We start from the raw sequence: 15,334 nt of genomic DNA on the forward strand, positions 1-15,334 counted from the left end.
AGTTGTGACAATGAAAAACATGCAAGAAATAAAATTCTCAGGAAGTTATTCAAGCAACGATGTTGTTTTTCTACTGAAAAATTTGAATGGATTAATTGAAGAAAGAGGAAACTTAGATCGTGAACATGCAGTAAAGTCAGGAGCTCATTATTCTGAAATGTTACCAATAGAATATGAACCTCCAAGTTCTTATATAGAATTGTTTCATTTATTACTTCAACAAGAAAAAATAAATATCGCTAATCATGTTGCACGAGTTGCTGAAGTTTTATTTTATTTACACGGTAAAGATATTGTCTTAGTATCTCTGGCAAGAGCTGGTACGCCTATTGGTGTATTAATAAAAAGATACCTTTTACAAAAGTATAAAATTGAGGTTCCTCATTACAGTATTTCAATAATACGCGACAAAGGTTTAGATTTAAATGCAATTAAATATATTGTAAAAAAACATCCCGATTACGCATTAAGATTTATAGATGGGTGGACAGGAAAAGGTGCTATTTCTAAAGAATTAATTAAATCTTGTAGAGATATTAAATCAATAAATGGCATCGAATTAAATGATAGTCTCGTGGTTTTAGCTGATCCAGGAAAATGTGCAGGTATCTATTCAACACGTGAGGATGTTTTAATTCCAAGCGCGTGTTTAAATGCTACAGTTTCAGGTTTAATTAGCAGAACAGTTTTAAATTCTGAATTTATCAAAGACGAAGATTTTCATGGTACAAAGTACTATGATGATTTGAAAAACAATGATCTATCGTGTCTTTATATTGAGCAAATCCAAGAAATGTTTCCGAAAGTGATAAGTGAAAATGAAATTAAATTATTAATAAAAGAGCTTACTATTTCAGAAAGAACGTTTAGTGGTGTTAAGGACGTTTTGAAAATAAAACAAAATTACAAAATAGAAGATTCAAATTATATTAAGCCCGGAATTGGTGAAACAACACGTGTACTTTTAAGAAGGGTGACATGGAAAATATTAGTGAAAGATATTACTGATAAGCGATTAAATCACATTTTATTTCTTGCAGATGAACGTAATGTAGCAGTCGAAGAATATAAAGATATGAGCTATTTATGTTGCGGACTAATAAAAAATGTTTAAAGGTGTTGGCAAAAATGATTTTTGCAAGCGATCTTGATCGAACGTTAATATATTCAAAATCTTCTGCTGAAGATCATTTGAACGATAGCACACTTGTCGAGTATTATGATAAAAAGTCAAATAGTTATATGAAAAATAGTGTAATAAAAGATTTGATGGACTTTTCTGAAAAAAATTTGTTTATTCCAGTAACGACTAGAACGATGGAACAATACGAAAGAATTTCTTTTTTTCAAGAAAAACTAAAGCCAAGATTTGCTATTGTGGCAAATGGAGCAGTTTTATTAGTAGATGGAAAGCGAAGTCAAGAATGGGATGAAATAATTTTAGCAGAGCATCATAACTATAAAGAGAAAAAGAAAGAACTAATTCAATTTATACTATTCAATATTGAAAAGAAATGTATTATAAAATTAAAAGAAGCAGAAGAATATTTTTTATATTTAATTTTGAATATAGAACATATCGATGATAAGAAAATAACTAAAGTATCTAAATGGGCAGAATCTCAAGAGTGGATCGTATCACAACAAGGAAGAAAAATTTATTTTATTCCAAGGTACATCAATAAAAGAGCTCCGCTTCAATATCTAAGAGAAAAACAAAATATTGTTGGTGAAATATTTGCTTCAGGTGATTCAATACTAGATTATCCATTAGTAAAGTATGCAGATTTTTCTATGGTTCCTTTACATGGTGAAATAATTTGCTATGACTCGACGTTAAACAAAACAAGTGAGCGAGGAATAAAATCCTCTTTGGAAATTATGAAGAAAGTTAATGAATATAGTAAAAAACTTAATTGATGAATTTAAATAAAATATTACAATGAAATATAAAATTATATTCTAGGGTCATATGTTTGATTCTAATAGCTTGTTTGAAAAAACAGAATTTACAATCTATATAGCTGAACTATGCACATTTTTTAAATCTTTTTAATAAATTAGAATAAAATCTATTTTTTATTGTATAGAATATACAATTTGAAATAACAAAGCCCGCATAACAATAGTCAAATTTATTTCAAGTTGACTATTATTATGCGGGCTTAATTTTTTTAGGACATATAAAATTATTTACTTCCTGCAGTCCATCTCATATTCCAATCGTATGCGCGATCTAACTCTTTATGACCACTGTAGTACTTGGAAAGCTTAGTGATTTTTAAAGTATTATTTTTAGTGCGTTCAATCATTGCAATAGCACACATATTTTTATTATTAGAATGGTTATCGAGTTTGACAATTATGTCAGGACCTTCTATCTGCTTCACTTTTACTACTCCATCTACTTCAGACCAGTTAGCTGCACCATCGTAAATATAAGCAAAAATAAGAATTCTTTTAAATTTACTATATTCCTTTCCATTTATATTTAAATTTTCTCCATTCAAAGAATTACCTGAACGATCATCTTGGTCTAATTTAATATATGGTCGATTATTAAAACTACCAAACATGTTACCTAAAGCTTGAACAACGCCTTTTTCTCCATCATTTAATTCATAAAGACAGCCTAAATCTAAATCTACCGAAGTGCTTGAAAATAAGGAACTAAAAAATCCTTTATTAACATTAGAATTACCATTTTGATTCCAATTCAAGTTTACATTTAATTTTCCTAATTTATCATCTACTTTGCTTAAATCGATTGAATCACCCGATTTTTTTAATTCAATTTTTGATAATGAAATTTTTGAGTTTTTATTGTAAGTCGATTGATTATTATTAACGTCGTTATTTGATGTTTTTAAAAAATCTTTTTGATTCATAGCAAATCCATATTGTAATAATAAGTTACCAAGACCACCATTAACACCTCTGCCGACCGCACTAAACTTCCATTCCCCGTTATGACGATATATTTCTCCTACTACTAACGTAGAATTTTTATTGAAGTCGACTTCTAAATTATACCGATAAAGTTCTGAATTTGTGAGATCATTTTTAATAATCGCGAAAATTTCTTTAAATTGATTGAAATTTTGTTTTTTGTTTATAGCTTCATAAATATCTAAAACAATCAATACTTTGTTAGTTGTTATAGGGAGATCATGAAGAGTAAGCTTCATTTTTTTTTCTGTAGAGATTGAAATGGAGTTATTTGAAGATTTTTTTTGATTATAATAAACGATTTGATTTTTGTCTGAAATTTTCCCACTACTATCTAAAGAAATTGCCATGATATTTGTATCGAAATTTTCTGTGGAGTTTATAAACCATTCAAAATCAATACTGATGTTACTTAAAGAAGGGTTATTTTTTGTTAAATCAATTTTTTGTCCTCGAATCAAAGTATTCAATTTATTCGCTCCTTTAGCATGTGATTAGTAGATGAATCTTTTTGAAATTTCATTAATAGAAGTATCATGTGTTCCATCACCAATCGCATTAAATTTCCATTCATTATTATGTCGATAGATTTCTCCAGCTATTAAAGAAGTCAGACCGTTAAAATTGCTAGATAAGTTGAATTTTAAAAGCTCTTTTTTATTTGTACTATCTTCGATACGGATATATGCATTTTTGATCATACCAAAATGCTGGTTTCGATTTATACAATCATAAATATTTACTACAAATAGCAAGCGATGAATATTAGATGGTATTTTATTAAGTGAAATCAAAATCTGCTCATCATCACCATCACCCTCACCTGTTAAATTATCTCCGGTATGAACAACGCTATTGCAGTCACTTTTTAATTTCCCGAAATATATAACATCTTCAGATTTCTTTATTTGTCCATTCACATCGAGCATGAAAACAGTAGCATCACAATCAATTTCATCGTTACTACTTCCTAAAATTTTACTTAAAAATCCTTTGGTTTGTTGTTGAATAGGATCCCATCCAAGTCCCACTGTCAAATTTTTTAAGTTGCTATTTCCTTTAGTTAAATCAATTTTTTGTCCTTTAATTAAGTTGATTGACATAATAAACACCTCAAAATTTAAATTTAAATCACTCTTTAAATATTACCATTAAATTACTTTTTTAAAAAGATAAAAGTAAAATAAAGAGTTAATAAACTTTTAATTGAAATTAAAGTATAAAAAAACATTAATTAAAAATATTGATATTGATATTTTTGTATATAACAATTAAAGTATAAATAGTGGTTTAAATAACACATTCTTACTTTAATTACATAATATTATTTAGGGGGAATTAAAAATGGCAATTCAATTATCAAAAGGTCAACGGATTGATTTAACAAAAACTAATCCAACGTTAAAAAAACTTGTTGTCGGTTTAGGATGGGATGTTAAACAGTATGATGGTGGGCAGGATTATGATTTAGATGCGTCTGCTTTTGTACTTAACACGATGGGAAAATGTCGTACGGAATCTGATTTTATTTTTTACAACAATTTAAACAGTCCAGACGGATCGGTTACACATACTGGCGATAATAGAACAGGTGAGGGTGATGGTGACGATGAGCAAATCAAAATTGATTTGACAAAAGTTTCACGCGATGTGGATAAAATTGCCATCACAGTAACGATTCATGATGCAGTCGCCCGCAGTCAAAACTTTGGGCAAATCGCAAATGCTTTTGTTCGTTTACTTGATGAAGAAACAGGAGCAGAAATTTTACGTTACGATTTGGGTGAAGATTTTAGTATCGAAACTGCAGCAGTTTTTTGTGAAATATATAGACACCAAACTGATTGGAAATTTAATGCAGTTGGAGCTGGATACCAAGGTGGATTACAGTCTCTGATCAACTCTTACGGTTTATAAAATAAATAATTATAAAATGAGAGGTATGGAAGGCATATGTCCTTCTATATCTTTTTCAATCACTAATTAAATAAGGAGATATATTTATGAATGATGTAATTCAACAGATTTTGCATACATATTCAATGTTTTTTGATTTTGAAATGTGGGGAGAGGTCCTTACAGATCCAGTAGCATGGGGATTAATTGGATCATTAGTTTTAATTGAAGGTTTATTATCTGCTGATAATGCCTTAGTATTAGCTGTTTTAGTAAAACATTTACCAAAGGAAAAACAAAAAAAAGCATTATTGTATGGAATTATTGGTGCCTATGTATTTCGATTCATCGCTATTGGGGTAGGTGTTTATCTAGTCAAGTTTGCAATTGTAAAAATATTAGGTGCAGCATATCTTGCCTGGATTGTAATACAGTATTTCAAAAATAAAGGTGAAGATGACGAGGCTAAAGAGTTTAATAAAGCGAGTATAATGGTGCGGATTTTTGGGACTTTTTGGGCAACAGTTATTTCTGTAGAAATTATGGATATTGCATTCAGTATTGATTCTGTATTAGCAGCATTCGCAATTTCTGATCAAGTATGGGTGCTTTTGTTAGGTGGAATGCTTGGAATACTAATGATGAGAACTGTAGCAGGAGTATTCTTGAATCTAATAGAAAAATTCCCGGAATTAGAAACAACAGCATTCGTATTAATTGGAATTATCGCTGCGAAGATGTTTGCTAGCGTCTTTGGGTTCCATTTACCTCACTTGGTGTTCTTTGCAATTTTGATTGGTGCATTTTTAATGACATTTGTAATTCATTACGTTGAGAAAAACAAAAAAAATAATGCATCTGAAAAAGAATCAGCAGCTGGAAAAAAATAATTATTTAATAATGAATTTTAGATAAACTAAAAATGAGAGGTTACTTAAATGTGACTTTTCATTTTTTTTTATTTCTTGAGTTGTTTTCTTTTACGTTCTCATTAAGCATTGCAAAAATTACCGCATATTAGAAAACACGCCACCAAAAGTGACGTGTTCCAAAATATTAAACTAATCCTAAAATCTCAACCTCGACTAAAGCACCTTTCGGCAACTCTTTGACGGCGATACAAGATCGTGCCGGGAAGTGATTATGCGGAGCAAAGTAATCGGAGTAAATATCATTAAACGCAGCGAAATGATCCATGCTCGTTAAGTAACACGTCGTCTTGACGACACGGTCCGGTGTCAGACCGGCTTCTTTTAAGATGGCATCAACATTTTTCATGACCTGCTCTGTCTGTTCCGTAATGCCACCGACAACCATTTCACCCGTTGCTGGATTGATCGGGATTTGACCGGATGCATATAACGTACCGTTAGCGATGCAGCCTTGCGAATAAGGACCGATGGCAGCCGGGGCGTTAGTTGTTTCGATTTTCTGAAATGAACTCATAAAAACTCCTCCTCTAATCTAAAATAAATCGTATGTAGAATGTGCTATCTGCCTTGAACTATAGGATAATTTTTACAACACCATCACCATACTTACAAGGAGTGAATCCAATGCCTCTTTATCATAAATTAGTCCGGGATCAGATTCCAACTATCATTGCTCGGAACGGAAAAAAAGCAACGTTCCGGACACTTAACGAGGAAGAATTCCTCTTCGAAGCGAAACGGAAATTGCATGAAGAAGTAGCCGAATATGAAGAAGCAACGGAGACCGAAGAAGCGGTGGAAGAATTGGCCGACTTGCTGGAACTAATTCACGTGCTGGTTCGGACGCACGGGACAACACCGGAACAACTGGAAGCAATCCGGCTTGCAAAACACGATAAGCGCGGTGGCTTTGATGACAAGCTGTATCTGATTGAGGTCGAAGATTGATTCCGGCCGCAAAACTGACGACACACGATTTGTATGCGTCGTTGGTCGATGCCATTGACCAAGCTGATGAAGTCTATATCGTTGCCGCCTTCGCACAACGCTCGGGTGTCGAACTGTTGTTACCGGCGTTACGTCGCGCCGTCGAACGGGGCGCTGATATGCATTTTTTGGTTGGCGACTACTTACATATTACGGACCCGGAGGCGTTGGCAGAATTATTGAAACTGGACGGTCTGTCGATCCGGTTTTATCGCTCCAGCGGTCGGGCGTTTCATCCGAAAGCCTATCTGTTCCGCAACGCAGAGACCGGTCTGTCGATTGTCGGCTCATCAAATATCTCTAAAAGCGCGTTCAGGACCGGTGTTGAGTGGAATCTCCATTTGCCGCAAGCCGTCGCACCACATATCTTGGATGATGCGATTGAGGCATTCATGGATCTTTATTTAAGTGAAGCATCTCAAGACCTGAATCCGATTGTCCTCGAAGCGTACCGGCAAGAACATGACGCACGGCAATATGTTGCGGAACCGGAAGTTGATTATGCGGAGCAACAGCTCGTTACGTCCGAGGAGATTCTGCCGCACCGGGTGCAGGAGGAAGCATTGCGGGCACTTCAGGACACGATGGAAGAAGGACGGGCGCGTGCTTTGACTGTGCTTGCGACCGGACTTGGGAAAACATATCTCAGTGCATTTTTTGCGCGTGATTTTAAGCGGGTACTGTTCCTCGCACATCAACGCGAGTTGCTGGAACAAGCGGAACGTTCGTTTCAAAAGGTCGAACCCAATTGGCAGACAGCTTTGTATATCGGATCAGACCGCACGAACGATGAACAGACGGATGTGCTCTTTGGATCAGTCCAGACGTTATCCCAAAACCGGCATCTCGAACGGTTTGCAAAAGACCATTTTGATTTGATCATCATTGATGAGTTTCACCATGCAGCAGCTAAAAGTTATCAAAAGGTCCTGGCGCATTTCGAACCGCAGTTTTTGCTGGGACTGACAGCGACGCCGGATCGGATGGACGGAGCGGACGTCTATGCACTGTGCGACAATAACGTTGCCTTTCAAATGCACTTCACGTCAGCAATCAACGAAGGATTTCTGACACCGTTCCATTATTACGGGATTCATGACGTCATCGACTATTCGCAACTACGGCGGATGGGACGGAAATATGATGCGATGGAACTGGAACAGGCCCAGATTGATCGGGCAGTCTCAGAAAATATCTATGCCGCTTGGTCGAAGCACAGGCAGACGAAGACGATTGGCTTTTGTTCGTCGATCCGCCAAGCCGAATACTTGGCACAAACGTTCCGGGAAATAGGCCACCAAGCGATTGCCTTGACCGGACAGACCATTAATCGACGGGAGCGGATCCAAGAGTTTGAACAGGGAACGTTAGAGATCGTCTTTACGGTCGATTTATTTAATGAAGGAGTCGACATTCCGAAAGTCGATACGTTACTGTTTTGCCGGCCGACGGAATCGATTGCAATCTACACCCAGCAAATCGGACGGGGCTTGCGCTTAGCAAGTGATAAGTCGCATTGTGTCATCATCGATTTGATTGGGAACTATAAAAACGTCGAAACGAAGCTGATGTTACTTGGAACAGTAAAAGACAAGCTTACAAGAAACGATTGGGAACCTATTATCCCCCCAAAAGGATGTATCATCGAGTTTGATATACAAGCGTTGAATATCATTCATCGGATGCGTCAACCGAATCAGCGGAAACTACGTTTGATTGAGAGTTACGAACAATTGAAGCTCGATCTCGGGCGTCGTCCGACTTACGTTGAGATTGGTCAACTGACAGCCGTGCCGACTGGCTATAAACAAGATTGGGGATCTTACGTTGGTTTCCTGAAGGAACAAGGTGAATTGACGGCTGAAGAAGTCGCAACTTACGATGCTAACCGTGAATTGATTGAACAGGTCGAAAAAACGGTGATGAACCGGAGTTACAAGATGGTCGTCTTGCTGGCGATGCTCGAGCGTGGCGAAGAACGTTGGATGGAGCCGATCACGGCGGAAGAAGTCGCTCCGTTCTTTTATGAGTATTTGCATGCGGAGAAGTATCGAGAGTTAAAGGATGCGCAAACATCGGAATTAAAAGGAGCGTTTTATGCAACAAAAGTAGAAAAGTTATTGAAAAAGATGCCGTTTCCAAAGATGGGGAAGCCATTTGATTTTGATGGTGATACGTTATCGATTGAAGGGCAGACCTCGGGACGAGAACTATTTAACTTCATAAAAGACATTATTCATTTTCGGCTTCACTTGTACTTTTCAAATTAATTGATTATATAAGTTTTAAGCTTAGGATGAAAAGAAGCAAGGGGGAAGAGTGTGATTGGCTACATATAAGTATTGTGCAGTACTAGAGAAAATGGAAGAAGATGAGGTGTTTTATACAGGGAGAATCGTAAAAAAACACTGACATAAAACGAACAGAGATATAACTAATAGGTTCATAAATCAAATAAGAACTACAATTAGAAGAAAATAGTAACTGATTAATCTATAATGATAGTAGAAGAACATTTTTTAATAGAGCTACTATTGGTTGCTCATGGAATGGAGAGAACTACACATGTCAGTATTGAACCAACAGCTATTTAGCGCAGCGGACAGCTTGCGCAGCAAAATGGATGCTTCAGAATACAAAAACTACTTACTCGGATTGATTTTTTATAAATACTTATCAGATAGAGTCTTAGAAAAAGTGGTCACGTTAGCAGATAAATCTTTTGAGGATTATGATACACAAGCAAAACAGACGTTGTTATATGTAGAACTGCTCTCAGATGAAGACATCAAAGATGATTTAGTAGAAACGCTTGTCGATATGCTCGGTTATGAAATTGCACCGGCTTACTTATTTAATGTTTTGGCAGATCAAGCACAACAAAATACGTTCCAATTAAATGATTTAGCGAAAGCATTCAATGACCTTTCAACTAAATACATTCAATTCAATGGATTATTTGATGATGTCGATCTGCAGTCAAAAAAGCTTGGATCTGATGATCAGCAACGAAATATTACGATTACCGAAGTATTGAAGAAATTGAATCATGTAGAGTTACTTAGTCAAAGAAGAGATGTGATTGGCGATGCATACGAATACTTAATCAGTCAATTTGCATCAGAAGCAGGGAAAAAAGCGGGAGAGTTCTATACGCCACATGAAGTTTCTGACATGATGGCACGTATTGTGACACTTGACCATGAAGATAAGAAGTTGTTTAGTGTCTTTGATCCAACGATGGGGTCGGGTTCGTTGATGTTAAATGTGCGAAATTACTTAAATCATCCGGAGACGGTGAAATATCACGGACAAGAATTGAACACTACAACATTTAACTTAGCAAAAATGAACTTGATCTTACACGGTGTGAAAAGTGAAGACATGCGTTTACGCAACGGAGATACATTGAATAAGGACTGGCCAACAGATGAACCTTATACCTTCGATGCGGTGTTGATGAACCCTCCGTACTCTGCGCATTGGTCAGCAGATGCAACTTTCTTAGATGATTCTCGTTTTAATCGCTATGGAAAACTGGCGCCGAAAACAAAGGCAGACTTCTCCTTTCTTCTGCATGGTTTCTATCATTTAAAAGATACCGGAACTATGGCAATCGTCTTGCCGCATGGTATTTTATTCCGAGGAGCAGCTGAAGGTGTCATTCGTAAAAAGTTATTAGAAGATGGAAGTATTGATGCAGTAATCGGGTTGCCAGGCAACATGTTCTTTGGTACCTCAATCCCGACGACAGTTGTCATCTTGAAGAAGAACCGTGAGACACGTGATGTACTGTTTATTGATGCAAGCAAAGACTCCTTTAAAGGGAAGAATCAAAATAAACTTTCTAATGAACACATTGACCAAATCATCGAGACATACAAAATGCGAGAAAGTGTAGAAAAATACGCTCATGTAGCAAGTTTTGAAGAAATCAAAGATAATGAATTCAACTTAAACATCCCAAGATATGTGAGCACCTTTGAAGAAGAATTAGAAGTAGATATGGCTTTAATCGGAAAAGAACTTAAATCAATCCGTAGTAAGAAAACTGAATTGGAAGCGAGTTTGTTTGAAGCGATTTCTTCTCTTAAGTACGACAAAGAAAATGAAGAATGGATTCAAGGAACTTTAGAGGTGTTTAGAAGTGAAAAATAATAAAATACCGAGTTTACAATTTACAAGAGATGAAAGTGAATGGTCATGGAAATGTCTTAAGGATATTTCGAAAAAGGTTACAGATAAGAATAAATATAATGAATATTCTGAAACCTTTACTAATTCCGCTGAATTAGGAATTATTAATCAAAGAGATTATTTTGATAAAGATATTTCTAATAAAAAGAACTTACACAGTTATTATATCGTTAAACCTGATGATTTTGTTTATAACCCTAGAATCTCTACTTTCGCTCCTGTAGGTCCTATTAAAAGAAACAAACTTGGTAGGACTGGCGTAATGTCACCCTTATACTACGTATTTCGTACTAAAGATATTGAGTTAGCATATTTAGAATCCTATTTTTCCTCAGTTAAATGGCACTCATTTATGAAAGAAAATGGGGATTCTGGAGCGCGTTCAGATAGAATTGCTATAAAAGATGCTGTATTTGGTGAAATGCCTATTCCTTACCCATCAAAGAAAATCCAAAAAGAAATTGCTACTTTCTTTAATAATTTAGATGAATCCATCGCTCTTCATCAGCAAGAACTCTCCGCTCTCAAACAAACCAAACAAGGTTTCTTACAAAAAATGTTTCCTAGAGAGGGAAGTACTGTTCCTGAAATTCGCTTTGCAGGTTTTTCAGAAGAATGGGCTGTTTGGAAATTAAATGATATTACAGACTTAATTACTAAAGGAACCACTCCGAAAAATATGAGTAATAAGGGTCTTATCAATTTTGTTAAAGTGGAAAATATTAATCCGTCTTCTAGTCAAATTAAATCCTATTCAAAAATTTCTTTAGAAGAACATGAAGGGAATTTAAAACGCTCTCAATTACAAAAAAACGATATTTTATTTTCTATTGCAGGAACTTTAGGAAGAACAGCAATTGTTAATGAAAAGGATCTTCCAGCTAATACGAACCAAGCACTAGCTATCCTAAGATTGAAGAATAGAAATGTTAATTTTGTCGCAACTTATTTAAAAGGCAGATTAGTAAAGGATTACATTAGAAAAAACCCTACAATTGGAGCACAACCTAACCTTTCTTTGCAGCAATTAAAAGATATACTCATACTTCTTCCATCTAATCAAGAACAAATTCAAATCGGTAAATTCTTCAAAAATTTAGATGGATTTATTGAACTAAAAGAGCGAGAACTAGAAGCACTAAAACAAACGAAAAAAGGCTTTCTTCAAAAAATGTTTGTCTAATCAACTAATACGAAAAGAGGAATCGTGGTGAAACTGACATATGATGATGAACTGACTGTTGAACGGCGATTGATTGAGGTGTTGGGTGAAGGACACAATCAATGGAACTATCGTCCAGACTTAAAGTCTGAACCGGATCTATGGAATAATCTACGTCACAAGATTACGCGGAATAACTTATCGGAGATTGGTGAACATCCGATCACTGACGCAGAATTCGATAAAATTAAAACGGAATTATTGTCAAAGACACAGACGCCATTTGACGCTGCCCGATGGTTAAAAGGCGAAAATGGCATTTCACGTATTATGATTGAACGTGAAGACGTATCACTTGGGTCGATGTCACTCATCCTCTATTCGAACCAAGATATCGGAGGTGGGATTTCGACGTATGAAGTCGTACATCAAATCGCGAAACAAAGGTCGACGGAGGATGGACGTGATCGCCGCTTCGACGTTACGCTCTTAATCAATGGGTTGCCAATTGTGCAAATTGAGTTGAAGAAAGTCACAGCGAAGGACGGTGTCTTCCAAGCGCACCATCAAATTAAGAAATACGCAGAAGAAGGCTTGTTCCGTAACAACATTTTCTCGACACTACAGCTATTCGTCATCTCGAACGAACAGACAACACGTTACTTTTCTAATGCGCTGCCGAAGGACATGCACCGGAAGTTTATCTTCAGCTGGCGAACGACCAACAATCAGAAAGTCGACAACCTGTATGAGTTCGTCAAACAAGTCCTGAACATTCCGGATGCACACCGCTTGATCGCGAACTATACAATCGTCAGTGAAGATCAAGACAACAAAGCCTTGATGGTGCTCCATCCGTATCAGATTCATGCAATCGAGGCGCTGTTCACGGCAGCAATGCGTCATGAATCCGGCTTTGTCTGGCATGCGACAGGCTCTGGAAAGACGTTAACGAGTTTTGTCTCGACGAAGTTGTTAGCTCGGAAACCGGGAGTCGATCGGACAATCATGCTGATTGACCGGAAAGACTTGGATAACCAGACGACAAGTGAATTCACGAAGTTTGCTTCAGAATTCAACACGGGCATCTCAACCGGTACGGGTTCCGCGAATAGTTTGATCATTGGCACATCAAGTTCGAAAAAATTGAGTGAGACGTTACTATCTGATACGAATTCCAATACCGTCATCATCACGACGCGTCAAAAGCTCGAGGCCGCATTACGTTACGCCCAAAGACAAGAAACTGAAAAAGGAACGCAGCGGTTCCAAAAGCTGATTGGACAGCATATTGTTTTTGTCGTCGATGAATGCCATCGTGCTTTGAGTGCGGAAGGAATGGAAGGCATCAAAGGCTTCTTCCCGAACTCGACCTGGTTTGGCTTCACCGGAACACCCATCTTCAATGAGAATAAGAAGCAGGGACAAGGACAATTGGCACGGACGACACGGGATCAATATGGTGAAGTTTTACATACGTATACGATCAAGAACGCGCTCGAGGATGGATCTGTTCTCGGCTTCCAAGTCGAACACGAGGACACGATTGAGCCCGTCTCCCTCTACAACCATATCTTTTCGAATCTACGAGCAGACGCTAAGCATGCTGACCGTACTGACGAAGAAATTGGTACCTTGATCGAAGAGATGGATGAGATGACGAAAGAGGCGTATATCCCGAATGATCTATATGACCGAGACGCGCATATCGAGAAAGTCTTGCAGAAGATGTTCCGCCCGGATAACGCCTATACGAAATTTGACTTCAAGAACGGTCGACCACAAAAATCGGCCATCTTGACGACGAGTTCGATTGCGATGGCGAAGCGTTATTACTATGCCATTCGAGATATGAAGCAGGATCCAGAGTGGATGGAGACACACTTTGCAGGGCATCCCCTTCGAAAAGGACGCACAATTAACGATCCAGACTTCCCGCGGATTGCAATCACCTACTCGATGCAAGAGAACACGGAGAACGCTGCTGAAGTCCAAGAAGAAATGCGCCAGGTCATTCGCGAGTATAACGAATACTACGGAACAGCTTGGTCACTCGAAGACATCGAGCGTTACAACGGCGATATCAATAATCGATTGGCACGGAAAAAAGCGGAGTTCAAGCAATTCGGGAAGCATATCGACCTGGTCATCGTCGTTGACCGGTTGTTAACAGGATTTGATGCACCGACGATTCAGACATTGTTTGTCGACCGAAACCTTAGTTATGCGAACTTGATACAAGCGTTCTCACGGACGAATCGGACGTATCCGGACAAGACAAAAGGATTAGTCGTGACGTTCCGACGACCAGCGACGATGGAAGAGAACGTGCGAGCAGCGACTCGTCTTTATTCGAATGAAAATGAAGACACGAGCCTGATTTATCCAACATACGATGAATCGAAGAAGCGATTCAAAAAAGGCTACAAAGTATTAAAGGATATCGTTCCATCACCGGACGTTATTGATGAACATTTTCCGATTGACGAACGTGTAGAGTTCGTTAAGGCGTATCAAGAATTCAATCGAGTATTCGAAGCGTTGGCTACATACGATGAATACAATGATGATATGGAGAAATCAAAAGCTTTAGTGGATCAAGTACAGGTGCTTACGGATTTTGCTGGTATCTATGAAACGGTAAAAGGATCTCTGATTGAAGACGAAGATGACAGTGATGAAGAACGAATGGATTATTCCGAAATCGAGTTTTACGCAGCGAATTCAATTAAGCTGTATGACATCGATTCAACCTATATTAATCAATTATTAGGCACGTACTCTGCTAACAGTGAAGACATCCGCTCGGAGATTGAAAAGGCACTACAAAAACTCGGGAAATCCGAAATCGTGAAGACGGTTTATCATACGATTCTAGACGCGATTGATAACGAAGTCGTCTCACCGGATGAAGATATCTTTGGCGTGAAGCGGCGCTACTTTAAACAAGCCTATCAAGAAAAAATTGAAACATTTGCTTCAGAATGGTGTGTAGATGAGCAAGAACTTTATACCTCCGCTGTCCAGTACCATATCGGGATGGAGAAGATTCCGAACGTGGGACGTATTATCGAAAGTAAGGATTTTGCGCGTTACAAGGACACGCATCCTGAAGCGATTTTATTAAAGTACGGACCAGGTATGAAACGTTCTTGGCGTATCGTATTGGATGAGGAAATCATTCCGCTTGATCAAGAGCTTCGTTAATAAT

The 15,334-nt window shown here is 37.3% G+C and carries 12 protein-coding genes; 9 read left to right on the top strand and 3 right to left on the bottom strand.

The window, feature by feature from the left end; translation table 11 throughout:
- Positions 1 to 10: 10 nt before the first annotated feature.
- Together R7V76_RS03465 and R7V76_RS03470 are read left to right on the top strand one after the other, a co-directional pair.
- Positions 11 to 1,114 (top strand): cysteine protease StiP family protein, encoded by a 1,104-nt coding sequence (locus R7V76_RS03465; RefSeq protein WP_318091275.1) that lies wholly within the window; start codon positions 11 to 13, stop codon positions 1,112 to 1,114.
- A gap of 14 nt (positions 1,115 to 1,128) precedes the next feature.
- Entirely contained in the window at positions 1,129 to 1,920 is a 792-nt protein-coding gene (locus R7V76_RS03470; protein ID WP_318091276.1) for a hypothetical protein, read from the top strand.
- Positions 1,921 to 2,189: 269 nt separating this feature from the next.
- On the opposite strand, the gene R7V76_RS03475 is transcribed toward R7V76_RS03470, so the two are convergent.
- Positions 2,190 to 3,419 (bottom strand): TerD family protein, encoded by a 1,230-nt coding sequence (locus R7V76_RS03475; protein WP_318091277.1) that lies wholly within the window; start codon positions 3,417 to 3,419, stop codon positions 2,190 to 2,192.
- A 24-nt stretch (positions 3,420 to 3,443) separates the two neighbouring features.
- Positions 3,444 to 4,052, bottom strand: a complete 609-nt coding sequence (locus R7V76_RS03480) for a TerD family protein (protein WP_318091278.1) — start codon at positions 4,050 to 4,052, stop codon at positions 3,444 to 3,446.
- Positions 4,053 to 4,293: 241 nt separating this feature from the next.
- On the opposite strand from R7V76_RS03480, the gene R7V76_RS03485 reads away from it, so the two are divergent.
- Both R7V76_RS03485 and R7V76_RS03490 read left to right on the top strand, forming a co-directional pair.
- Positions 4,294 to 4,866: a TerD family protein gene (locus tag R7V76_RS03485; RefSeq protein WP_318091279.1), complete on the top strand. Its 573-nt coding sequence runs from the start codon at positions 4,294 to 4,296 to the stop codon at positions 4,864 to 4,866.
- 86 nt (positions 4,867 to 4,952) lie between these two features.
- Entirely contained in the window at positions 4,953 to 5,735 is a 783-nt protein-coding gene (locus tag R7V76_RS03490) for a DUF475 domain-containing protein (RefSeq protein WP_318091280.1), read from the top strand.
- Between the two features lie 166 nt (positions 5,736 to 5,901).
- Here R7V76_RS03490 and R7V76_RS03495 read toward each other — a convergent pair whose 3' ends face one another.
- A complete protein-coding gene (locus tag R7V76_RS03495) occupies positions 5,902 to 6,291 on the bottom strand; it encodes a RidA family protein (RefSeq protein WP_318091281.1) in 390 nt (129 codons plus the stop codon).
- 110 nt (positions 6,292 to 6,401) lie between these two features.
- On the opposite strand from R7V76_RS03495, the gene R7V76_RS03500 reads away from it, so the two are divergent.
- The 5 genes from R7V76_RS03500 to R7V76_RS03520 all read left to right on the top strand — a co-directional run bounded on the left by R7V76_RS03500 (position 6,402) and on the right by R7V76_RS03520 (position 15,330).
- Complete coding sequence (locus tag R7V76_RS03500; RefSeq protein WP_318091282.1) at positions 6,402 to 6,725, top strand: nucleoside triphosphate pyrophosphohydrolase; 324 nt, start codon at positions 6,402 to 6,404, stop codon at positions 6,723 to 6,725.
- A complete protein-coding gene (locus tag R7V76_RS03505; RefSeq protein WP_318091283.1) occupies positions 6,722 to 9,034 on the top strand; it encodes a DEAD/DEAH box helicase family protein in 2,313 nt (770 codons plus the stop codon). Before R7V76_RS03500 ends, R7V76_RS03505 begins: the two co-directional genes overlap by 4 nt.
- A 295-nt stretch (positions 9,035 to 9,329) precedes the next feature.
- On the top strand, positions 9,330 to 10,922 hold the full coding sequence (locus R7V76_RS03510; RefSeq protein ID WP_318091402.1) for a type I restriction-modification system subunit M: 1,593 nt from the start codon (positions 9,330 to 9,332) through the stop codon (positions 10,920 to 10,922).
- Entirely contained in the window at positions 10,912 to 12,144 is a 1,233-nt protein-coding gene (locus R7V76_RS03515; RefSeq protein WP_318091284.1) for a restriction endonuclease subunit S, read from the top strand. Before R7V76_RS03510 ends, R7V76_RS03515 begins: the two co-directional genes overlap by 11 nt.
- A 24-nt stretch (positions 12,145 to 12,168) precedes the next feature.
- Positions 12,169 to 15,330: a type I restriction endonuclease subunit R gene (locus R7V76_RS03520; protein ID WP_318091285.1), complete on the top strand. Its 3,162-nt coding sequence runs from the start codon at positions 12,169 to 12,171 to the stop codon at positions 15,328 to 15,330.
- The last annotated feature ends 4 nt before the right edge of the window (positions 15,331 to 15,334 follow it).

The organism is Exiguobacterium artemiae, from assembly GCF_033342815.1.
In the GTDB taxonomy this organism is placed as follows: domain Bacteria; phylum Bacillota; class Bacilli; order Exiguobacteriales; family Exiguobacteriaceae; genus Exiguobacterium_A; species Exiguobacterium_A artemiae_A.

Excerpts from the sequence above, each read along its gene's own strand:
- R7V76_RS03465 (WP_318091275.1), top strand. The coding sequence starts at position 11 with ATGAAAAACATGCAAGAAATAAAATTCTCAGGAAGTTATTCAAGCAAC.
- R7V76_RS03470 (WP_318091276.1), top strand. The coding sequence starts at position 1,129 with ATGATTTTTGCAAGCGATCTTGATCGAACGTTAATATATTCAAAATCT.
- R7V76_RS03480 (WP_318091278.1), bottom strand. The coding sequence starts at position 4,052 with ATGTCAATCAACTTAATTAAAGGACAAAAAATTGATTTAACTAAAGGA.
- R7V76_RS03485 (WP_318091279.1), top strand. The coding sequence starts at position 4,294 with ATGGCAATTCAATTATCAAAAGGTCAACGGATTGATTTAACAAAAACT.
- R7V76_RS03490 (WP_318091280.1), top strand. The coding sequence starts at position 4,953 with ATGAATGATGTAATTCAACAGATTTTGCATACATATTCAATGTTTTTT.
- R7V76_RS03495 (WP_318091281.1), bottom strand. The coding sequence starts at position 6,291 with ATGAGTTCATTTCAGAAAATCGAAACAACTAACGCCCCGGCTGCCATC.
- R7V76_RS03500 (WP_318091282.1), top strand. The coding sequence starts at position 6,402 with ATGCCTCTTTATCATAAATTAGTCCGGGATCAGATTCCAACTATCATT.
- R7V76_RS03510 (WP_318091402.1), top strand. The coding sequence starts at position 9,330 with ATGTCAGTATTGAACCAACAGCTATTTAGCGCAGCGGACAGCTTGCGC.